Origin of the sequence: Corynebacterium frankenforstense (assembly GCF_030211955.1) — a bacterium.
GTDB classification, from domain to species: Bacteria; Actinomycetota; Actinomycetes; order Mycobacteriales; family Mycobacteriaceae; genus Corynebacterium; species Corynebacterium frankenforstense_A.
This window is the reverse complement of record NZ_JASODI010000012.1, coordinates 1-17441: the sequence shown is the minus strand read 5'-3', so window position 1 is coordinate 17441 and position 17441 is coordinate 1. Positions and strand designations below refer to the sequence as shown.

The 17441-nt window shown below is 72.0% G+C and carries 16 protein-coding genes and 1 tRNA gene; 11 read left to right on the top strand and 6 right to left on the bottom strand.

Features of this window, described 5'->3' with window-relative positions; all coding sequences use genetic code 11:
* Positions 1-2 precede the first annotated feature (2 nt).
* The 4 genes from QP119_RS07365 (at position 3) to QP119_RS07350 (ending at position 2530) form a co-directional block, all read left to right on the top strand.
* Positions 3-695: a GNAT family N-acetyltransferase gene (locus tag QP119_RS07365; RefSeq protein WP_284774909.1), complete on the top strand. Its 693-nt coding sequence runs from the start codon at positions 3-5 to the stop codon at positions 693-695.
* 93 nt (positions 696-788) lie between these two features.
* Positions 789-1964: a gephyrin-like molybdotransferase receptor GlpR gene (gene glpR / locus QP119_RS07360; RefSeq protein ID WP_284774906.1), complete on the top strand. Its 1176-nt coding sequence runs from the start codon at positions 789-791 to the stop codon at positions 1962-1964.
* Positions 1965-2042: 78 nt separating this feature from the next.
* Positions 2043-2115: transfer RNA gene (locus tag QP119_RS07355), tRNA-Ala, on the top strand.
* 151 nt (positions 2116-2266) lie between these two features.
* Positions 2267-2530, top strand: a complete 264-nt coding sequence (locus tag QP119_RS07350) for a hypothetical protein (protein WP_284774904.1) — start codon at positions 2267-2269, stop codon at positions 2528-2530.
* Here the strand turns inward: QP119_RS07350 and QP119_RS07345 are convergent, their stop codons facing one another.
* Complete coding sequence (locus QP119_RS07345) at positions 2531-2998, bottom strand: DUF4442 domain-containing protein (protein WP_284774903.1); 468 nt, start codon at positions 2996-2998, stop codon at positions 2531-2533.
* Between the two features lie 63 nt (positions 2999-3061).
* Entirely contained in the window at positions 3062-3670 is a 609-nt protein-coding gene (locus tag QP119_RS07340; RefSeq protein WP_284774901.1) for a DNA-3-methyladenine glycosylase I, read from the bottom strand.
* 57 nt (positions 3671-3727) lie between these two features.
* On the opposite strand from QP119_RS07340, the gene QP119_RS07335 reads away from it, so the two are divergent.
* Positions 3728-4132 carry a DoxX family protein gene (locus QP119_RS07335; protein WP_284774899.1) on the top strand — a complete coding sequence of 135 codons (405 nt, stop codon included), beginning with the start codon at positions 3728-3730 and terminating at the stop codon, positions 4130-4132.
* The gene (locus QP119_RS07330; RefSeq protein ID WP_284774897.1) at positions 4129-4842 is read left to right on the top strand and encodes a zf-HC2 domain-containing protein; all 714 of its coding nucleotides are present in this window, start codon (positions 4129-4131) and stop codon (positions 4840-4842) included. The genes QP119_RS07335 and QP119_RS07330 overlap by 4 nt, the downstream gene beginning before the upstream one ends.
* A 33-nt stretch (positions 4843-4875) precedes the next feature.
* On the opposite strand, the gene QP119_RS07325 is transcribed toward QP119_RS07330, so the two are convergent.
* Positions 4876-6447 carry a dolichyl-phosphate-mannose--protein mannosyltransferase gene (locus QP119_RS07325; RefSeq protein WP_423777774.1) on the bottom strand — a complete coding sequence of 524 codons (1572 nt, stop codon included), beginning with the start codon at positions 6445-6447 and terminating at the stop codon, positions 4876-4878.
* A gap of 44 nt (positions 6448-6491) precedes the next feature.
* Between QP119_RS07325 and rsmI the strand changes: the two genes are divergently transcribed.
* The 5 genes from rsmI to QP119_RS07300 all read left to right on the top strand — a co-directional run bounded on the left by rsmI (position 6492) and on the right by QP119_RS07300 (position 14477).
* On the top strand, positions 6492-7355 hold the full coding sequence (rsmI, locus tag QP119_RS07320; protein ID WP_284774895.1) for a 16S rRNA (cytidine(1402)-2'-O)-methyltransferase: 864 nt from the start codon (positions 6492-6494) through the stop codon (positions 7353-7355).
* A 206-nt stretch (positions 7356-7561) separates the two neighbouring features.
* Positions 7562-9304: a BCCT family transporter gene (locus tag QP119_RS07315; protein ID WP_284775007.1), complete on the top strand. Its 1743-nt coding sequence runs from the start codon at positions 7562-7564 to the stop codon at positions 9302-9304.
* A 46-nt stretch (positions 9305-9350) separates the two neighbouring features.
* Complete coding sequence (metG, locus tag QP119_RS07310) at positions 9351-11183, top strand: methionine--tRNA ligase (RefSeq protein ID WP_284774893.1); 1833 nt, start codon at positions 9351-9353, stop codon at positions 11181-11183.
* Entirely contained in the window at positions 11162-12373 is a 1212-nt protein-coding gene (locus QP119_RS07305; RefSeq protein WP_284774892.1) for an MFS transporter, read from the top strand. Before metG ends, QP119_RS07305 begins: the two co-directional genes overlap by 22 nt.
* A gap of 10 nt (positions 12374-12383) precedes the next feature.
* Positions 12384-14477 (top strand): RecQ family ATP-dependent DNA helicase, encoded by a 2094-nt coding sequence (locus QP119_RS07300; protein WP_284774890.1) that lies wholly within the window; start codon positions 12384-12386, stop codon positions 14475-14477.
* Here QP119_RS07300 and QP119_RS07295 read toward each other — a convergent pair.
* The 3 genes from QP119_RS07295 to QP119_RS07285 are packed head-to-tail and all read right to left on the bottom strand — an operon-like array spanning position 14467 to position 17204.
* Entirely contained in the window at positions 14467-15210 is a 744-nt protein-coding gene (locus QP119_RS07295) for a cyclase family protein (protein WP_284774888.1), read from the bottom strand. The genes QP119_RS07300 and QP119_RS07295 overlap by 11 nt on opposite strands.
* A gap of 14 nt (positions 15211-15224) precedes the next feature.
* Entirely contained in the window at positions 15225-16100 is an 876-nt protein-coding gene (locus QP119_RS07290; protein ID WP_423777777.1) for a phosphotransferase family protein, read from the bottom strand.
* 36 nt (positions 16101-16136) lie between these two features.
* Positions 16137-17204, bottom strand: a complete 1068-nt coding sequence (locus tag QP119_RS07285) for a trimeric intracellular cation channel family protein (protein ID WP_284774885.1) — start codon at positions 17202-17204, stop codon at positions 16137-16139.
* Between the last annotated feature and the right edge of the window lie 237 nt (positions 17205-17441).

The following is a 17441-nucleotide window of genomic DNA, read 5'->3' as shown; positions in this document are numbered from 1 at the left end:
GGGTGATCGACCTCTTCGGGCTGCGGCGCACGCGTCGGGCGCGCCCCGCCACCGGCGACCCGCACCCCGATCACCCCGGCTGGCCCGAGGTCACCGAGACGGTGCGGCTCACCGACGGCGGGCAGCTGCGCCTGCGCCCGATGACCAGCTCCGACGGCGACCCCTGGCGCGCGATGCGTATCGCCGACGAACGCTTCCTGCGCCCCGTCGAGCCGACGCTGCCCGGCGGCTGGGCCGAGGGCCACACCCCGGCGCAGTGGTGGGCGCACTTCATGGAGCTGCGTGCCGCGGCGAACGCGGGCACCGTCGTGCCATTGGCCATCGAACTCGACGGCCGCTTCGTCGGGCAGGTCACCCTGGGCAACATCCAGCACGGGCCCGTCTCGGAGTGCTGGATCGGCTACTGGGTCCACTCCGCCTGCACGGGCCGTGGCGTGGCCACGGCCGCCTGCGCCCTCGGCACCGACCACGCTTTCCGACGCGTGCGGCTGCACCGCGTCACCGCCACCTTCCTGCCGGCCAACCCCGCCTCCGGGCGGGTGCTGCACCACAACGGCTTCCACGACGAGGGCGTGCTGCGCGGCAACCTGCACATCAACGGCCGCTGGCAGGACCACAACTTCGTCGCCCAGCTCGCCGGCGAGCACCGCGGCACCTGTGTCGAGCGGCTGCGCGCCGCGCGCCGGATCGCCTGACGCCCGGCGTGGCGGGACGGGGGAGCGGTGCCCCACGGATAACCTGACAATGAACAACTGTCCCCGTCGTCCTGAAAGGTGATGGTCGCGGCCATGTCCGGTGGAATTGTCCTGGTGCTCGTCATCGTCCTCTGGCTCTTCGTGCTCGCTCCGCTGTGGCTGCGCGGCCAGAAGCCGATCCGCAAGGCCGGCGAGGCCTTCGACGAGACCCGCGTGGTCTACGAGGGCGGCACCGAACTGCCGCGGGCCGCCCGCGGCCCCCGCGTCGGCGCCGCCGACGTGCGCGAGGCGCGCGGGGAGGACGAGGCGGACTACGAGATCGTCTCGGCCGACGCCGCGGACGAGGAGAACGTCGACGACGTGCTCATCGACGAGCGTGAGGAGAGGGACGACCACGCCGCCTCCGAGGAGGTCATCGATGGCGACGTCGTCCGCGAGCTCGAGGCCGGGGACACGGTCACCGAGCCCGTCGCCGAGGCCGACGACGAGGAGCTCCCGGAGGCGGAGCCGGCCCCCGGCGACGAGGACACCTACGAGCTGGCGGAGACTTTCACCTCCCCGGAGGACCTGCTCTACCCGGACGCCACCCGCCGCACCCGCGGCGAGGCGATCCGCGTCGTGCGCGACGACGAGGCCGCCGGGGACGCGGTGGACTCCGACTCTGACGCCGAGGCTGATTCTGACTCTGAGGTCGCAGCCACCGCCACCGCCACCACCGCCACCGCCGAGGACACCGACCACGTCGAGGACGAGTCGAGCCTCGCCGACGCCGCGGAGGAGCTGACCGAGGAGGAGCTCGAGTTCGCCGCCAGCCGGCGTGGCCGCGGCGGCTGGGACCCCGAGGCCGACGAGCGTTACAGCCTGGACCGCTACCAGCGTCGCCGCCGCACCCTCTACGCCCTGGCCGGCGTCGTCGTGGCCACCCTGATCCTCGGTGTCATCGCCGGCGGCTGGGCCTGGCTGGCCCCGGTGCTCGCAGTGGCACTCACGGCCGCCTACCTGGTCGCCCTGCGCAGCCAGGTGCGCCAGGAGCAGGCGCTGCGTGCCCGCCGCATCCGCCAGCTGCGCCGTGCCCGCCTCGGCGTGCGCCACCGCGACGACGAGGCGCTGGCCATCCCGCGCGCACTGCGTCGCCCGGGCGCGATCGTCGTGGAGCTCGACGACGAGAGCCCGGACTTCTCCACCCTGCGCACCGTCGAGTCGCCCTTCGGCCACGGCGGTGACGACGAGCCGCGCGCCGGCTCCTACCGCGACCGCGTCGCGGGCTGAGCGGGCTCAAAAATCCCCTCACCTGCCGGTTAGGTGTTTGAGACACCGCCGACTATGGTGTTGGGGGTACCCAGCACTGGGGCTATAGCTCAGTTGGTAGAGCGTCGCGTTCGCAATGCGAAGGTCAGGGGTTCGATTCCCCTTAGCTCCACAGAAAGACAAGGCTTCGGCCGGAGAGTGATTCTCCGCCGGAGCCTTTTCGCTTGCCTGGCTCCCCTGGTCCCGCTTCTTCCCGTCCCCTCACCACCCGCGCAAGCCCGAACCGCGTTACTGTGTGGGCACCAAGCACGGAGAGGAAGCACGTGAGCGAGTTCTACTACAATGACCCCTTCAACGGCGGCAAGCGCCGCATCGAGGCCGCCGAGGGCAGCCGCTACGTCGTCGTGCGGCAGCGCACCGGCGGCCCGCTCGAGGCCCTGGAGTGCTTCGCGGACCACGACGCCGCCCGCGAGCTCGTCGTCGGCGAGCTCGAGCGCGCCGCGCGTAACGTCGACAAGCTCGGCTACGGCGAGGACGTGCGGGTCACCCACATGAACCTCAAGCCGATGCCCGTCTTCGACGCCTGACTAACGCTTCTTGAGCCGGTAGTAGACCTGCCGGCGGTGCCGGGCGATGACGGTGCCGGACTCGTCGACGGCCTCGGCCTCGAACCAGTGCAGGTACTTCGAGCCGTCCGCCGTCTTCTCCCGGATGACCTTCAGGTCCTCCTCGGTGACCTCGACGACGACGCGGATGCGCCCGTGGCCGGGCTTGAGGAACTGCACCTCGGCGGCGGTGTCCCAGACGTAGTAGCCGCCGCCGAGCTGCATCATCGAGCTGAGCATGAAGAACGGGTCGATCATCGACATCAGCGTGCCGCCGAATGCCGTCTTGACCGCGTTGCGCGTCAGGAAGTTCGGGCGGTGCTCGATGACGAAGCGCGAGCCGTCCTCGGCGGCCTCGGCCACCTTCACCCCGGCGCCCAGGAAGGGCGGCCAGAGCCACATGAAGCGGCGCAGGGCCGTCGCGTTGAAGATCTTCTTGTTCAGGGCCACCGGGTGGGCTCCAATCCGGGTCGGGGCAGTGACGTCCGCTACAGATTTAGCACGCCCGCCGGCCTAGCGGGGCCAGATTCCGGAGCAGCCCCTTCGGTGCGAGTCCATCAGGTGGGTGTCGACGACGCCGACGGCCTCCATCAGCGCGAACATCGTCGTCGGCCCGACGAAGCGGAAGCCCGCCTTCTTCAGGTCGCGCGCCAGCGCCTCGGACTCGGGGGAGACCGTGGGCACCTCCGACATCGTGCGCGGCTCCGGGGTGCGCTCCGGCCGGTGCGACCAGACCAGGTCCACCAGGCCGCCGTGGGCGCGCAGCGCCACGGTGGCCCGGGCGTTGCCCACCGCCGCGTCGATCTTTGCCGCATTGCGGATCAGCGCGGCGTCGGAAAGCAACTGCTGTCTGTCGCTCTCGTCGAAGGCGGCGACGACGTCGGGGACGAAGCCGGCGAAGGCCTCCCGAAACGCCGGGCGCTTGCGCAGCACCGTCGCCCAGGACAGGCCCGCCTGGAAGCCCTCGAGCACGATGCGCTCGAAGAGCCCCGTCTCGTCGCGCACGGGCACGCCCCACTCGGTGTCGTAGTACTCGCGCAGCAGGGGGTCGCTCGCCGCCCACGGCGGGCGGCGCAGGCCGTCGTCGCACAGCATGGTGCCGTCGTTCTCAGAATCTCTCATGTCAGGTATGACTCCCGGAGACCAGTCTACGGTTCCACGGAAGGTACCCTGGGCGTCATGGACAGGCCCGCGGTGAGAGACGCCATGCTGCTCATTCTGCGCGTCGTGCTCGGCGTCGTCTTCGTCGCCCACGGCTGGCGCATCCTGCTCATCGACGGGATCGCGGAGACGACCGGCCAGTTCAGCGCCTGGGGCGTGCCCCAGCCCGCGCTCTCGGCCTGGGTCGCCGCGCTCGGCCAGCTGCTCTGCGGCGCGCTGCTGTGCGTCGGCCTGCTGACCACGGCAGTGGCGGGGGTGCTCGCCGTCTTCGTCGCCGCCGCGGCCTACCTGGTGCACCTGGACCACGGGCTGTTCAACGTCGACGGCGGGCTCGAGTACCCGCTCGTGCTCATCGCCGCGCTGCTGGTCATCGTCGTCTTCGGCACCGGGCGCGCGAGCGTCGACGGGGTGTTGTCGCGATGATCGGCCACGAGGACATCCAGGACGAGCTCTCCGCGCGCCTCGACGGCGAGCCCGGGCGGCTGCCCGACGACGTCGTCGAGGCCCACCTGGCCGCCTGCGAGCGCTGCCGCGCCTTCTACGAGCGTGCCCGTTCCCTGAAGGACATGCTCGGCGCCGAGGAGCCCCACGATGCCGAGCCGCAGGCCGTCGCGCCGGACCTGACCGCCGAGATCCTCGCCGAGGTTGAGACCGAGTGGCGCCGTGCGGCCGGCACCCGCCAGGCGCTCCTGGCCACCTGCCGGGTCGTGCTGGTCGTCGCCGGGCTGCTCTTCGCCGTCTGGGCGGTGATGACGGTGGCCGCCAGCGGCGGGCTGACCGCCACCGACGCCGAGGCCGGGGTGCTCGCGCCGGACGCCCAGCCGGAGCTCGCGGCGATGCTCGGTCAGGCCGCCGCGGTGCGCCTGGCCACGGCCATCACCCTCTTCTTCGGTGCCTGGCGCCCGCGGATCCTGCCCGGCTTCCTGGTCTTTTTGTGCGCGTGCACCATGTTCAACCTGGGCTTCGCCATGCGCGACCTGGTCCTCGACCTCGCCGGTACCGTCCAGGTCGCAGGCCTCGTGCTCTACGCCGTGACCACCGTGGTCGCCGCCGTCGCCTGCTGGCTGTCCTGGGACGCCGGGCGCGCCGGCGGCTGGCGCATGCTCGGCGCCGGGCCCTCGGAGCTCGGCTGACTCAGTGGCCGGTGCCGCCGCTGCCGCCGCGGCTCAGTGCCAGCTCGGCAGCCACATGATCTGCTGGTACCAGAACTCGGGGATGAGCGTGCCGTAGAGGATCGGCCCGAAGTAGATGAACATCGCGACCACCAGGCCGAGGTAGCAGACCACGGCGAAGGTGCCCGTGCGCAGCGGCCGGCCCGCCAGCGCGGTGACGGCCCGCGAGTGCAGCGGGCGCCCGGCGCCGACGAGCCCCGCGGCCGCCAGCGCGATGAGCAGGACGATGAAGGGCGCCAGCGGCTCGGCGTAGAAGAAGTACATCTGGCGGTCGTAGGTGGCCAGCCATGGCAGAAAGCCCGCGGCGAAGCCGATCAGCGGCACCGCGAAGCGCGCGTCGCGGCGCACCAGAAGGCACCACAGACCCCACAGCAGCGCCGGGACGGTCAGCCACCAGATCGCCGGGGTGCCGAAGAGGAAGATCATCCGCCGGCACTCGCCGGCCGCGCAGTCCACCCCGTCCGCGGACAGGTAGAGGATGGGGCGGCCCGAGGCCAGCCAGGACCACGGCTTGGAGTCCCACGGGTGCGAGTGGCCCGAGGAGGTGGTCAGGCTGGCGTGGAAGTCCAGCACCGAGCGGTGGTAGTACAGCCATCCGGCCAGCCCGTCCGGCAGGAGGTTGAGCAGCGAGTCCGGCTCGATGCTGCCGTCCTCCGCCGCGTGCCGGTAGACCGAGGTCTCCGAGGCGAACCAGGCCCGCCAGGACCAGACGTAGACCAGCAACGGCACCAGAACCAGGGACGCCAGGGCAGGCGCGGCGTCGCGAAGCAACGCGCCCCACCAGGGGCTGCGCACGCCGTAGCGGCGGCGCAGCAGCGCGTCGGCGCCCACGGAGGCCAGCCCGAAGAAGGCGATGTAGTAGAGGCCGGACCACTTCACTCCGCACGCCAGGCCCAGCAGCACGCCGGCGGTGAAGCGCCACCAGCGGAAGCCCATCCGCGGCCCGAGCCTCCCGCCCGCCAGCGGAACGGCCGCCCACGCCGCGTGCAGGCGGGCGTGGACCTGCTTGTGGTCGTTGACCAGTGCCCAGGCGGCCAGCACGATGAAGAGGACCTGGAAGATGTCGAGCATGCCGAAGCGGGAGCCGACCAGCAGCACGCCGTCGAAGACGGCCAGCACACCCGCGATCAGCGCCACCCGCCGACTCGCGCTGAGCTGGCGGGCCAGGCCCATCGTCGCGAGCACCACGCCGACGCCGAAGGCCGCGCCGACCACGCGCCAGCCCCACGGCGAGTAGCCGAAGACGTGCTCGCCGAGCGCGATGAGCTGCTTGGCCACCGGCGGGTGCACCACGAGCCCGAAGCCCGGGTTCGACTCGATGCCGCCCGTGATCGGAGTGTCCCCGGAGAGCACCATGTCCCAGGCCTGGGGCACGTAGTGCTTCTCGTCGAAGACGGGCGTGCCCGAGGACGTCGAGCCGCCGAGGCCGACGAAGCGGGTCAGCGCCGCCAGCAGGCCGACGACGAGGAAGGACAGGGTGTCCGCGCGGCCCCAGGGCAGGGTCGCGGGCGGGCGCGGTGCGGGTCGCGCCACGCGGAGGGGGCGGTGGCTCGCGGTGGTGGTCACCCGGCTGATTGTAGGCCCGGAGGGCCTGTGGGATGCTGGCAGGCATGGACGAGCGTCAGGAAGAGTCAGGCGCCCCGGCACTGCCCCGGGGCGTGATCGTGGCGGCCACGCCGCTGGGCAACATCGACGACGCCTCCCCGCGCCTGCGCGCCGCGCTCGCGGGCGCCGACGTCGTCGCCGCCGAGGACACCCGGCGCACCCGGGCCCTGGCCGCGGCGCTGGGCGTGGAGATCCGCGGGCGCGTGGTCTCCAACTTCGACCACAACGAGGCGCACCGGGCGGAGACGCTTCTCGACGCCGCGCGCCACGGCACCGTGCTCGTGGTCACCGACGCCGGCATGCCCGTCGTCTCCGACCCGGGTCTCACCCTCGTCGACGCCGCGCTCGACGCCGGCGTGTCCGTGACCTGCTTCCCGGGACCGTCGGCCGTGCCCACGGCGCTGGCGCTCTCGGGGCTGTCGGTCGGCCGCTTCATCTTCGACGGCTTCGCGCCCCGCAAGTCCGGCCGGCGCCGCAGCTGGCTGGAGTCGCTGAAGGGGGAGCGGCGTGCGGTCTGCTTCTTCGAGTCCCCGCACCGGCTCGCCGAGACGCTTCACGACGCCGCGCAGGTGCTCGGCGCGCAGCGGCGCGCCGTGGTGTGCCGCGAGCTGACCAAGACCCACGAGGAGGTCGTGCGCGGCACCCTCGGCGAGCTGGCGGAGCGTGCCGACGCCGGCGTGCTCGGCGAGGTCACCGTGGTGCTCGACGGCTCCGACGGGGAGGAGGCGGACGTCGCCGGGCTCGTCGACGCGGTGCTCGAGCGGGTCTCCACCGGCGAGCGGCTCAAGGCCGTGTGCAAGGACGTCGCCGGGGCCGCCGGGGTCTCCTCGCGCGAGCTCTACGAGGCCGCTCTCGCCGCCCGCGGCTGAGATGGTCATGACAACTTCCGGTTAGCCAGCGGGACTTTCTCCGCGTACCCTGAAAAGACGGTGCAGAAAAAGTAATCAATCTGACAGGGAAGGACGTCATGACCGATCGAGAAAGAGAGACAGCGGCTTCCGCGCCGGCTCCCGACCCCGATGAGGCGGTCGTGGCCCGGCAGGTCCCCGAGGAATACGAGACCGTCGCCGAGCAGATGGACAAGCGCTCCGCGACCGCGCAGCTCGACGACATGCTGCACTCCCGCGAGGCGATCGAGGCCGAGCTCGCCAACCCGGAGAAGGTCGAGCTCGCCGCCGAGAGCGACTCGAACCGCATCAACTGGGTCGTCGTCGGCATCGCCGGCGCGATCGTCCTGGCCACCGTGCTGTGGGGCCTGCTCGGCGCCGACAGCTTCGCCGACTTCGCGGCCTCCGCGCTCGACGTCGTCGTCAACAACCTGGGCTGGGCCTTCGTGCTCTTCGGCACCGTCTTCGTCGTCTTCGTCATCGTCATCGCGCTCAGCCACTTCGGCACGATCCGGCTGGGGCAGGTGAACGAGGAACCGGAGTTCAACAGGGTCTCCTGGATCGCGATGATGTTCGCCGCCGGCATGGGCATCGGCCTGATGTTCTACGGCGCCAGCGAGCCGCTGAACTTCTACCGCGACGGTGTGCCCGGCCGCGGCACCGAGGACGTCTCCGCGTCCATGGCCTCCGCGATGTTCCACTGGACCCTGCACCCCTGGGCGATCTACGCGATCGTCGGCCTGGCCATCGCCTACTCCACGTTCCGCATCGGCCGTAAGCAGCTGATCTCCTCGGCCTTCGTGCCGCTGATCGGCGAGAAGAACGCCAACGGCTGGGTCGGCCAGCTCATCGACATCCTGGCCATCTTCGCCACCGTCTTCGGCACCGCCTGCTCCCTGGGCCTGGGCGCCCTGCAGATCGGCGCCGGCCTGACCGCCGCCGGCTTCGTCGACTCCGTGGGCAACCAGCTCATCATCGGCATCGTCGCCGTGCTGACCCTGGCCTTCCTGCTGTCCGCCATGTCGGGCGTGGGCAAGGGCATCCAGTACCTGTCCAACGCGAACATGGTGCTGGCCGCCATCATTGCCATCTTCGTCTTCGTCGTCGGCCCGACCCTGGCCGTGCTCAACCTGATCCCGGGCACCGTCGGCGCCTACCTGGCGGACTTCTTCGACATGGCCTCGCGCACCGCGACCAACTCCGACGGCGAGTGGCTGTCGAGCTGGACCATCTTCTACTGGTCCTGGTGGATCTCCTGGTCGCCGTTCGTCGGCATGTTCCTGGCCCGCATCTCGCGTGGCCGCACCATCCGCGAGTTCTGCCTCGGCGTGCTCTTCGTGCCCGCCGGCGTCTCCATTATCTGGTTCGCCATCTTCGGCGGCACCGCGATCACCATGGAGCGCGAGGGTGAGTCCATCTGGGGCGACGGCAGCGCCGAGACCCAGCTGTTCAACCTGCTGCACAACCTGCCCGCCGGTGAGATCGTCGGCGTGGTCGCCGTGATCCTGCTGGGCACCTTCTTCATCACCTCGGCAGACTCGGCCTCCACGGTGATGGGCTCGATGTCCATGTTCGGCCGCTCCGACGCCAACCCCTGGGTCTCCGCCTGCTGGGGCCTGGCCACCGCCCTGATCGGCATGACCCTGCTCGTCTCCGGCGGCGATGACGCTCTGAACAACGTCCAGAACGTCACCATCGTCGCGGCCGCGCCCTTCCTGGTGATCATCATCCTGCTGATGTTCGCCATCGTGAAGGACCTGAGCAGCGACGTCATCTACCGCGACTACGTTGAGGACGCGGACTTCAGCCGCCGCCTGTCCCGCGAGCGTCGCATCCGCGCCGCCCAGCTGCGCGCGCGGACGCTGACCGAGCGCTACTCCGAGCGCACCGGCCGCCCCCGCGGCACGGCCGCCCGCACCACGGAGGACTAGACCCCTCCCCGGTGCGCCGGGCCGGGCGCCCAGTAGAGTGTCACCCATGAACGACACTGTGCTTGTCTCGGTTGCCTGGCCCTACGCCAACGGCCCGCGCCACATCGGTCACGTGGCCGGCTTCGGCGTCCCCTCGGACGTCTTCGCCCGCTACCAGCGAATGCGTGGCGCGGACGTGCTGATGATCTCCGGCACCGACGAGCACGGAACCCCGCTGCTCGTCCAGGCCGACAAGGAGGGCGTCAGCGTCCAGGAGCTGGCGGACCGCTACAACCGCCAGATCGTCGAGGACCTCGCGGGCCTCGGCCTCTCCTACGACCTGTTCACCCGCACCAGCACCCGCAACCACTACGCGGTGGTCCAGGAGCTCTTCCGCGGCCTGCTGGACAACGGGTACATGATCCGCCAGAAGACCCTCGGCGCCGTCTCGCCGTCGACCGGGCGCACCCTGCCGGACCGCTACATCGAGGGCACCTGCCCGATCTGCGGCGCCGACGGCGCCCGCGGCGACCAGTGCGACAACTGCGGCAACCAGCTCGACCCCGTGGACCTGATCAAGCCGGTGAGCAAGATCAACGGCGAGGCCCCGGAGTTCGTCGAGACCGAGCACTTCCTGCTCGACCTGCCCGCGCTGGCCGGCGCCCTGGAGAAGTGGCTCAAGACCCGCGACTCCTGGCGCCCCAACGTGCTGAAGTTCTCGCTGAACCTCCTCGGCGACCTGCACCCGCGCGCGATGACCCGCGACATCGACTGGGGCATCCCGGTGCCGGTCGAGGGCTGGCAGGACAACAACGCCAAGAAGCTCTACGTCTGGTTCGACGCCGTCGTCGGCTACCTCTCGGCCTCCATCGAGTGGGCCTGGCGCAGCGGTGACCCGGAGGCCTGGAAGAAGTGGTGGCAGGACCCGGAGGCCACCAGCTACTACTTCATGGGCAAGGACAACATCACCTTCCACTCCCAGATCTGGCCCGGCGAGCTCCTCGGCTACGCCGGCAAGGGCGACAAGGGCGGCGAGGTCCACCGCTACGGCGAGCTGAACCTGCCCACCGAGGTCGTCTCCTCCGAGTTCCTGACGATGTCCGGCTCGAAGTTCTCCTCCTCGAAGGGCGTGGTCATCTACGTCAAGGACTTCCTGCGGGAGTTCGGCCCGGACCCGCTGCGCTACTTCATCGCGGTGGCCGGCCCGGAGAACAACGACACCGACTTCACCTGGGACGAGTTCGTCCGCCGCATCAACAACGAGCTGGCCAACGGCTGGGGTAACCTGGTCAACCGCACCGTGTCGATGGCGCACAAGAACTTCGGCCAGGTGCCCGCCCCGGCCGCGCTCGAGCCCGCCGACGAGGAGATCCTCGGCCTGGCCGAGCGCACCTTCGACGAGGCCGGCGAGCTGCTCGCCCAGTCGAAGTTCAAGACCGCCATCACCGCCGTGATGCACGTCGTCGGCGAGGCCAACGCCTACATCGCCGACCAGGAGCCCTGGAAGCTGGCCAAGGACGAGTCCGCCCGCGAGCGCCTGGCCACCGTGCTGTGGACCGCGCTGCAGGTCGTCAGCGACTGCAACACGATGCTCACCCCGTTCCTGCCGCACACCGCCCAGGCCGTCCACGAGACCCTCGGCCGCTCCGGCGTGTGGACCGCGGAGCCGCGCGTCGAGGAGGTCACCGACGACATGCCGGTCGACCTCGTCGGCGTCGGCCTGCCCGAGGAGGGGCGCACCTACCCGGTGATCATGGGCGACTACGCCGACGAGCAGGCCCGCTGGGCCCGCGTCGACGTCGAGCCGGGCACCCCGCTGGCCAAGCCGAAGCCCCTGATCGCCAAGCTCGCCCCCGAGCTCGCCGAGACCGGACCTGAATGGGCTCCCGTCATCGAGTAGGGCGCGTCACCGCCGCGCTGGCCTTCGTCGCGATCTTCCTCGCGGCGCTCAACCTGCGCGCCGGCATCGCCTCCGTCGGACCCGTCCTCGCCGACGTCCTCGCCTGGTACTCCGCCGGCGGGGCCCTGGCGGGCCTGGTCACGGCCATGCCCTGCTTCTTCTTCGGGGTGATGGGCCTGGCCGCCGTGCCGCTGGCCCGCCGCGTCGGGCTCTCCCGCGCGCTGCTCGGCGGCATGGTGCTGACCACGGTCGGGCTCGGGGTGCGCCCCTGGGTCGGCTCGGTGTGGGCCTTCCTCGTGCTCACCGCCTGCGTGGTGGCGGGCATCGCGCTGTCCAACGTGCTCATCCCCGCCTGGGTCAAGACCCACGGCGGGCGCAACATGGTCACGCTGATGACCGTCAACTCCTCGGTGCTCGGCCTCTCCGGCGCGCTCGGCCCGCTCTCCGCGGGCCTGGCCCACGAGCCCGGCGGCTGGCGCCACGCCCTGTTCATCTGGGTGTGGCTCTCGGTCGCACAGGTCCTCGCCTGGGTGATCGTCGCCTGGCGCACCGGCTACGACTTCCCGCGCAGCGGTGCCCGCGGTGCCGGCCCGGCCGTCCCGCTGCGCCGCTCGCCGACGGCCGTCGCACTCACCGCCTACTTCGGGCTGCAGTCCCTCCAGGCCTACACGCAGATGGGCTGGTTGCCGCAGATCCTCATCGACTCCGGCCAGTCCCGGGGGATCGGTTCGCTGGCGCTGTCGATCACCCTCGTGCTCGGCATCCTCGGCGGCCTGGTCATGCCCGCCGCCCTCGCCCGCGCCGAGTCGCCGCAGGTCTACCCGGTCCTCTTCGCCGCGCTGACCGCGCTCGGCTGGGTCGGCGTGCTCCTCGCCCCGTCCTGGTCGGTCCTCTGGGCCTTCGTCCTCGGCGTCGGCGGCTGGTCGTTCCCCACGGCGCTCAACCTCATCGTCGTGCGCGCCCGCGACCCCGAGGTCGCCGCCCGCCTGTCCGGCTTCGTCCAGCCGGTCGGCTACTTCCTGGCCATGCTCGCCCCGCTGGCCGTCGGCTTCGTCTACCGCCCGGAGATGGACTGGACCGTCGTCATCCTGGTCCTCGCCGGCCTCGCCGTGGCCAAGGGCGTGGTCGGCCGCCGCGCCGCCCGCCCGGTGCTCGTCGACGACGAACTCGCCGTCGCGCGCCCCTGTTAGGTTGGCGGACATGGACACCCGTACCTCCCGGGCCGCCGCCGAGGAGCTGCTGCGCGGCATCGCCGGCCCCGACGCCCGCCTGCGCGACGACCAGTGGCGCGCGATCGGCGCCCTCGTCAACGAGCACCGCCGCATGCTCGTCGTCCAGCGCACCGGCTGGGGCAAGTCCGCGGTCTACTTCATCGCCGCCAAGCTGCTGCGCGCCGCAGGCCGTGGCCCGACGCTGATCATCTCCCCGCTGCTCGCCCTCATGCGCAACCAGGTCGCCGCCGCCTCGGGCGCGGGCATCCGCGCCGAGACCCTCAACAGCTCGAACATGACCCGCTGGGACGCCGTCGAGGCCGCCATCGCCGCCGACGACGTCGACGTCCTGCTCATCTCGCCCGAGCGCCTGAACAACCCCTCCTTCCGCGACGAGGTCCTGCCGCATCTGGCCGCCGGGGTGGGCATGGTCGTCGTCGACGAGGCGCACTGCATATCCGACTGGGGCCACGACTTCCGCCCCGACTACCGCCGCATCCGCGACCTGCTCGCCGGCCTGCAGGCCGAGGTCCCCGTGCTGGCCACCACGGCCACCGCCAACGACCGCGTGGTCGCCGACGTCCAGGCCCAGCTCGGCGCCGACACCGGCGTGCTGCGCGGCGGGCTGGACCGCGAGTCGCTCTCACTGTCTGTGCTGCGCCTTAAGGACACCACCGAGCGCGCCGCCTGGCTGGCCGCCCACCTCGGCGAGCTGCCGGGCTCCGGCATCGTCTACTGCCTGACCGTCGCCGCCGCCGAGGACCTCGCCGGGGCGCTGGAGGCCGCCGGCTGGGACGTCGCCGCCTACACCGGCCGCACCCAGGTCGAGGAGCGCGAGCGCCTCGAGCACGCCCTGCTCGACAACGAGGTCAAGGCCCTGGTGGCCACCTCCGCGCTCGGCATGGGCTTCGACAAACCGGACCTTGGCTTCGTCGTCCACCTCGGCGCGCCGTCCTCGCCCGTGGCCTACTACCAGCAGGTAGGCCGAGCCGGCCGCGGCACCGAGCACGCCGAGGTCCTGCTGCTGCCCGGCGCCGAGGACGCCGGCATCTGGGCCTACTTCGCCTCAGTGTCCTTCCCGGACGAGGCCACCGTCCGCGAGCTCCTCGGTGTCCTCGAGGCCGTGGGCACGCTCTCGACGGCCAAGCTCGAAACCCGCGTCGACCTCTCGCGCTCCCGTCTCGAGCAGACCCTCAAGGTCCTCGACGTCGACGGTGCGGTGCGCCGCGTGCGCGGCGGCTGGGAGCCCACCGGGCAGCCCTGGACCTACGACGCCGAGCGCTACCACGGCCTGACGGTCGCCCGCCGCGCCGAGCAGCGCGCCATGGTCGACTACGAGACCACCGACGGCTGCCGCATGCTCTTCCTGCGCCGGCAGCTCGACGACCCGCTCGTCGACGCGGCCACGCCCGGCTGCGGTCGCTGCGACAACTGCACCGGCCGGCACTGGTCGCCCGAGATCGACGCCGAGGTCTCCACCACCGTCGGCGCGCGCCTCGCCGCACCCGGGGTGCGCGTCGCGCGGCGTCGGCAATGGCCCACCGGCATCGCCGTGCGCGGAAAGATCGCCGGAATTGGCGACGGTCGCGCGTTGGGACGCCTCAACGACATCGCGCGCGGGCCCGCGCTGAAAGAGCTTCTCGACGCCGCGTCGTGGCGCCCGGGTGCGAACTGGCGCGCGGACGAGTGGTTGCGGCGCCTGGTCGCCGTGCTCGCGGACTGGGACTGGGAGCGTAGGCCGGTCAGCGTCGTCGCGCTCGGCTCGACCGATCCGGTGCGCACGGAGATGGTGCTCGCCGCCGCCCGCGCGCTCGCCGAGGTCGGGCAGATGAGCTTCGCGGGGCTGCTGCCCGTGCGCGAGGGGCGCGGCGAGGTCGCCGCGCAGAACTCCGCCTACCGCGTCACCGCGCTGCTCGACCACTTCGACATCCAGGCGTGGTCCGCCGCCGGGCTCGTCGAGGGGCCGATCCTGCTGGTCACCGACCTCATAGACACCGGCTGGTCGGTCACCGTCGCCGGCTGGCGCCTGCACGAGGCCACCGGCGCCGAGGTGCTCCCGCTCGCCCTCGCGCTCAGGGGCTGACCGGCAGCACCGCCGCCGTGCGCGCCGGGAACCCCGAGGCCACCTCGGGCACCGGCCAGGTCGCCACGATCACCGCGCCCGTCGGTGGGACCCGCCGGAGGTCCTTCATCGACTCGATCATCCAGCCGTCGTGTTCGAGCCACCACCGCTGCGCGCGCAGGTCACCGGCCGAGACCCGCACGCCCGGGTCGGCGTCGCAGGTCTCGTGGCCGACGGCGACCACCCCGCGCGCGGCGAGCGCCTCAAGCGCCGAGACACCCCAGCCGGGGGAGTGGAAGACGCCCGCGGTGTCCGGGTTGTGCATCGCGTCGCCGGGCTCGTTCCAACGCCGCGACCACCCGGTGGCCAGCGCGACGAAGCTGCCCTCCGGGATGCGGCCGTGCTCCGCCTCGAAGGCGGTGATGTGCGCGGCGGTGACTTCGAGGTCCACGTCGCGCTGCGCGACGTCGGCAAGCGGGAGGACGACCAGGGGCAGTACGGTGTCACGAACCGGCAGTTCGGCGAGCGTGCGGCCGCCGGCGGCGAAGTGCGCGGGTGCGTCGACGTGCGTGCCCCACTGGCCGATCAGCCCGAAGCGCTGCACCCACGCGCCGTCGGCGACGGTGCTGACGGTCTCGACCGTCTCGTCGGGGTCGCCGGGGAAGCTCGGCTGGCCGGGTGCGAAGCGGTGGGCCAGGTCCACCCAGCGCGCGGCGCGCAGCCGGCGGGCGACCTCCCACAGGTTCCCGCCCACCGGGTCCCCGCCGCTCACCGGGCCCCCGGGCGGGTCGGCTCGGCGGCGGCCGCGAACATCGCGCGGGCGGGCGCGGCGTCGGTGCGCCCCGTGGTCAAGTGGTCGACCAGCAGGAACACCGAGTCCCAGCGGTGGTAGAGCCACGCGCGGTCGAGGATGCCGGGGTCGGCGGGGCCGGTGTAGCGGGCGAGGACGCGGTCGGCGAGGTCGTCGGCGACGTCGGTCAGGTTGGCGAAGTCGACGGCCGGGTCGCCGACGTTCATGTCCGAGAGGTCGATGACCCCGACGCGGTCGTCGTCGACGAGCACGTGGCCGACGGCCAGGTCACCGTGGATGGGGCGGGTGGCGCGCGCTGGGTCGAGCAGGCTGCGTGCGTCGGTGAGGATGCCGCGGGCGACGTCGAGTTCGGCCGGGTCCAGCGCGTCGGGCAGCGCCTCGGCGGCGCGGGCGGCGAGGAGGTCCATCTTCGCCGGCAGGCTGCGCGGGTGGTCATTGGGCCGGCCGTCGCGGAACCAGGGCACCACGCCCTCGGCGGGCTCGGCGGTGTGCAGAACGGTGAGGAAGTCGGCGAGCTGGGCGACGACGCGCTCGCGCCGGTCCCCGGGCAGGTTCGTCCAGAGCTGTGCGTCCAGCGGGACGCCGGGTACGCGCCGCTGGAGGGTGAGCCGACCGTCGGCGGTGGTGCGCAGCGGGCGGGGCAGGGCGACGGTGGTGCGGTCGGCCAGTTGGTCGACGACGCGCGCCTCGACGCGGGCCTGCTCCCGGTAGGTGTCGGTGAGCGGGCGGCGGGCGACGACGGAGTCGAAGACGACGACCGCGTGGTCGAGTCCCTGCTGCGGTACGATCACCGTGCCGAGGTCCCCGAGACCGGGCCAGGTCTCGGCGACCATCTTGACGAGTCGATCCGGATCCATGGTTCCGCAATTCTAGTTGCGGGGCCCGGCACTCCCGTCGTCCGTCTCTGCCTGGGTGTTCTCGGGTTCGGGTTCGGGTTCCGGGGGCTCGCCGGTCTCGAGGCGCTCGATGAGGTCCGGGTCCGTGATCGCGGGGAACTCGGTGGTCTGCGGCCACAGGGACTGGTGGGGGACGGTGAACTCGCCGGTCGGTGTGGGCTCCTCGCCCGGCCCGGGCTGCGCCTCGAAACTGCCGGTCGCGTCGATCACGGGCTCCGCGACGGTCCCGTCCTGCCCGGGCTGCACTGGCTGGCCCGGCGCCGGTTGCGCGGGCATGGCACCCGTCGTCGGCGCGGCCGTCGCGGCGGTGACGGGGTCGGTGGTCGGGTTGACGGGCTCGCCGGGCACCCAGCCCATGCCGCGCAGGCGGCGCAGGGTGCGCGGGCGTGCCCAGGACAGGCGCGGCCGCGGCACGGAGAGCGTCTGCGGTTCGGGCAGGGTCCAGCGGCGCCAGCGCGAGAGCACGCCGAGCACCGGGCAGAGCACGATGCACATCGGCATGGCGATCGTCGGCTGGTCGAGCACCCCGATCACGGTCGCAGCGAGCGCAGAGCTCAGGATCGCGATGGTCGCGTAGAGGACACTGCCGCCGAAGATCGACGGGATGCGGTTGAGCAGCACGTCGCGGAGCATGCCGCCGCCGACGGCGGTGACCACGCCCATCGCGACGGCCGGCAGCCAGCCGAGCCCGAGGCTCAGCGCCTTGGTGACGCCGGTGGCGGTCCAGCAGCCCATGCCGAAGAAGTCGATGAGCACGAGCGCGCGGTTGGTCCACTTGCCCGAGAGGTCGATGAAGAACGCGACGGCCGCGGCGATCAGCGCGCCGAGGAGGTAGGCCCGGTCGGTCAGCATGACGGGGAAGCCGTGCCCCAGGAGCACGTCACGGATCATGCCGCCGCCCATGCCGGTCACGACGGCGAGCAGGATGAATCCGATCATGTCGAAGCGGAACGCGCGGGCGGCGACACCGCCGAGCAGCCCGTTGGCCACCACGCCCGCGACGTCGACTAACCGGAACAACGAATCCGAGTCAAACTCCACGGCTACCATCCTAGCGGTCGCAAATGCGCTGTACACAGGGGTCCTTTACCCCTCCTTTCGCACCGCTTGCCGACGTCCCTTCGGTCGCCGTCGGCGACCGACCCCACGGTCGCGCGGTGCTTCCCCTCAGCCGGCCGCAGACGCCGCCGGGCAGGGGCCCTTGGAACGGGATCGGCTCAGAACGGCACAGGTGCTTCCGGGTCGTAACCGATCTCCTCGTTATAGGCCGCCCGATTC

Coding starts and splice junctions, on each gene's coding strand:
- glpR (WP_284774906.1), top strand. CDS start 789: ATGTCCGGTGGAATTGTCCTGGTGCTCGTCATCGTCCTCTGGCTCTTC.
- QP119_RS07340 (WP_284774901.1), bottom strand. CDS start 3,670: ATGAGAGATTCTGAGAACGACGGCACCATGCTGTGCGACGACGGCCTG.
- QP119_RS07335 (WP_284774899.1), top strand. CDS start 3,728: ATGGACAGGCCCGCGGTGAGAGACGCCATGCTGCTCATTCTGCGCGTC.
- QP119_RS07330 (WP_284774897.1), top strand. CDS start 4,129: ATGATCGGCCACGAGGACATCCAGGACGAGCTCTCCGCGCGCCTCGAC.
- rsmI (WP_284774895.1), top strand. CDS start 6,492: ATGGACGAGCGTCAGGAAGAGTCAGGCGCCCCGGCACTGCCCCGGGGC.
- QP119_RS07315 (WP_284775007.1), top strand. CDS start 7,562: ATGGACAAGCGCTCCGCGACCGCGCAGCTCGACGACATGCTGCACTCC.
- metG (WP_284774893.1), top strand. CDS start 9,351: ATGAACGACACTGTGCTTGTCTCGGTTGCCTGGCCCTACGCCAACGGC.
- QP119_RS07305 (WP_284774892.1), top strand. CDS start 11,162: ATGGGCTCCCGTCATCGAGTAGGGCGCGTCACCGCCGCGCTGGCCTTC.
- QP119_RS07300 (WP_284774890.1), top strand. CDS start 12,384: ATGGACACCCGTACCTCCCGGGCCGCCGCCGAGGAGCTGCTGCGCGGC.
- QP119_RS07290 (WP_423777777.1), bottom strand. CDS start 16,100: ATGGTCGCCGAGACCTGGCCCGGTCTCGGGGACCTCGGCACGGTGATC.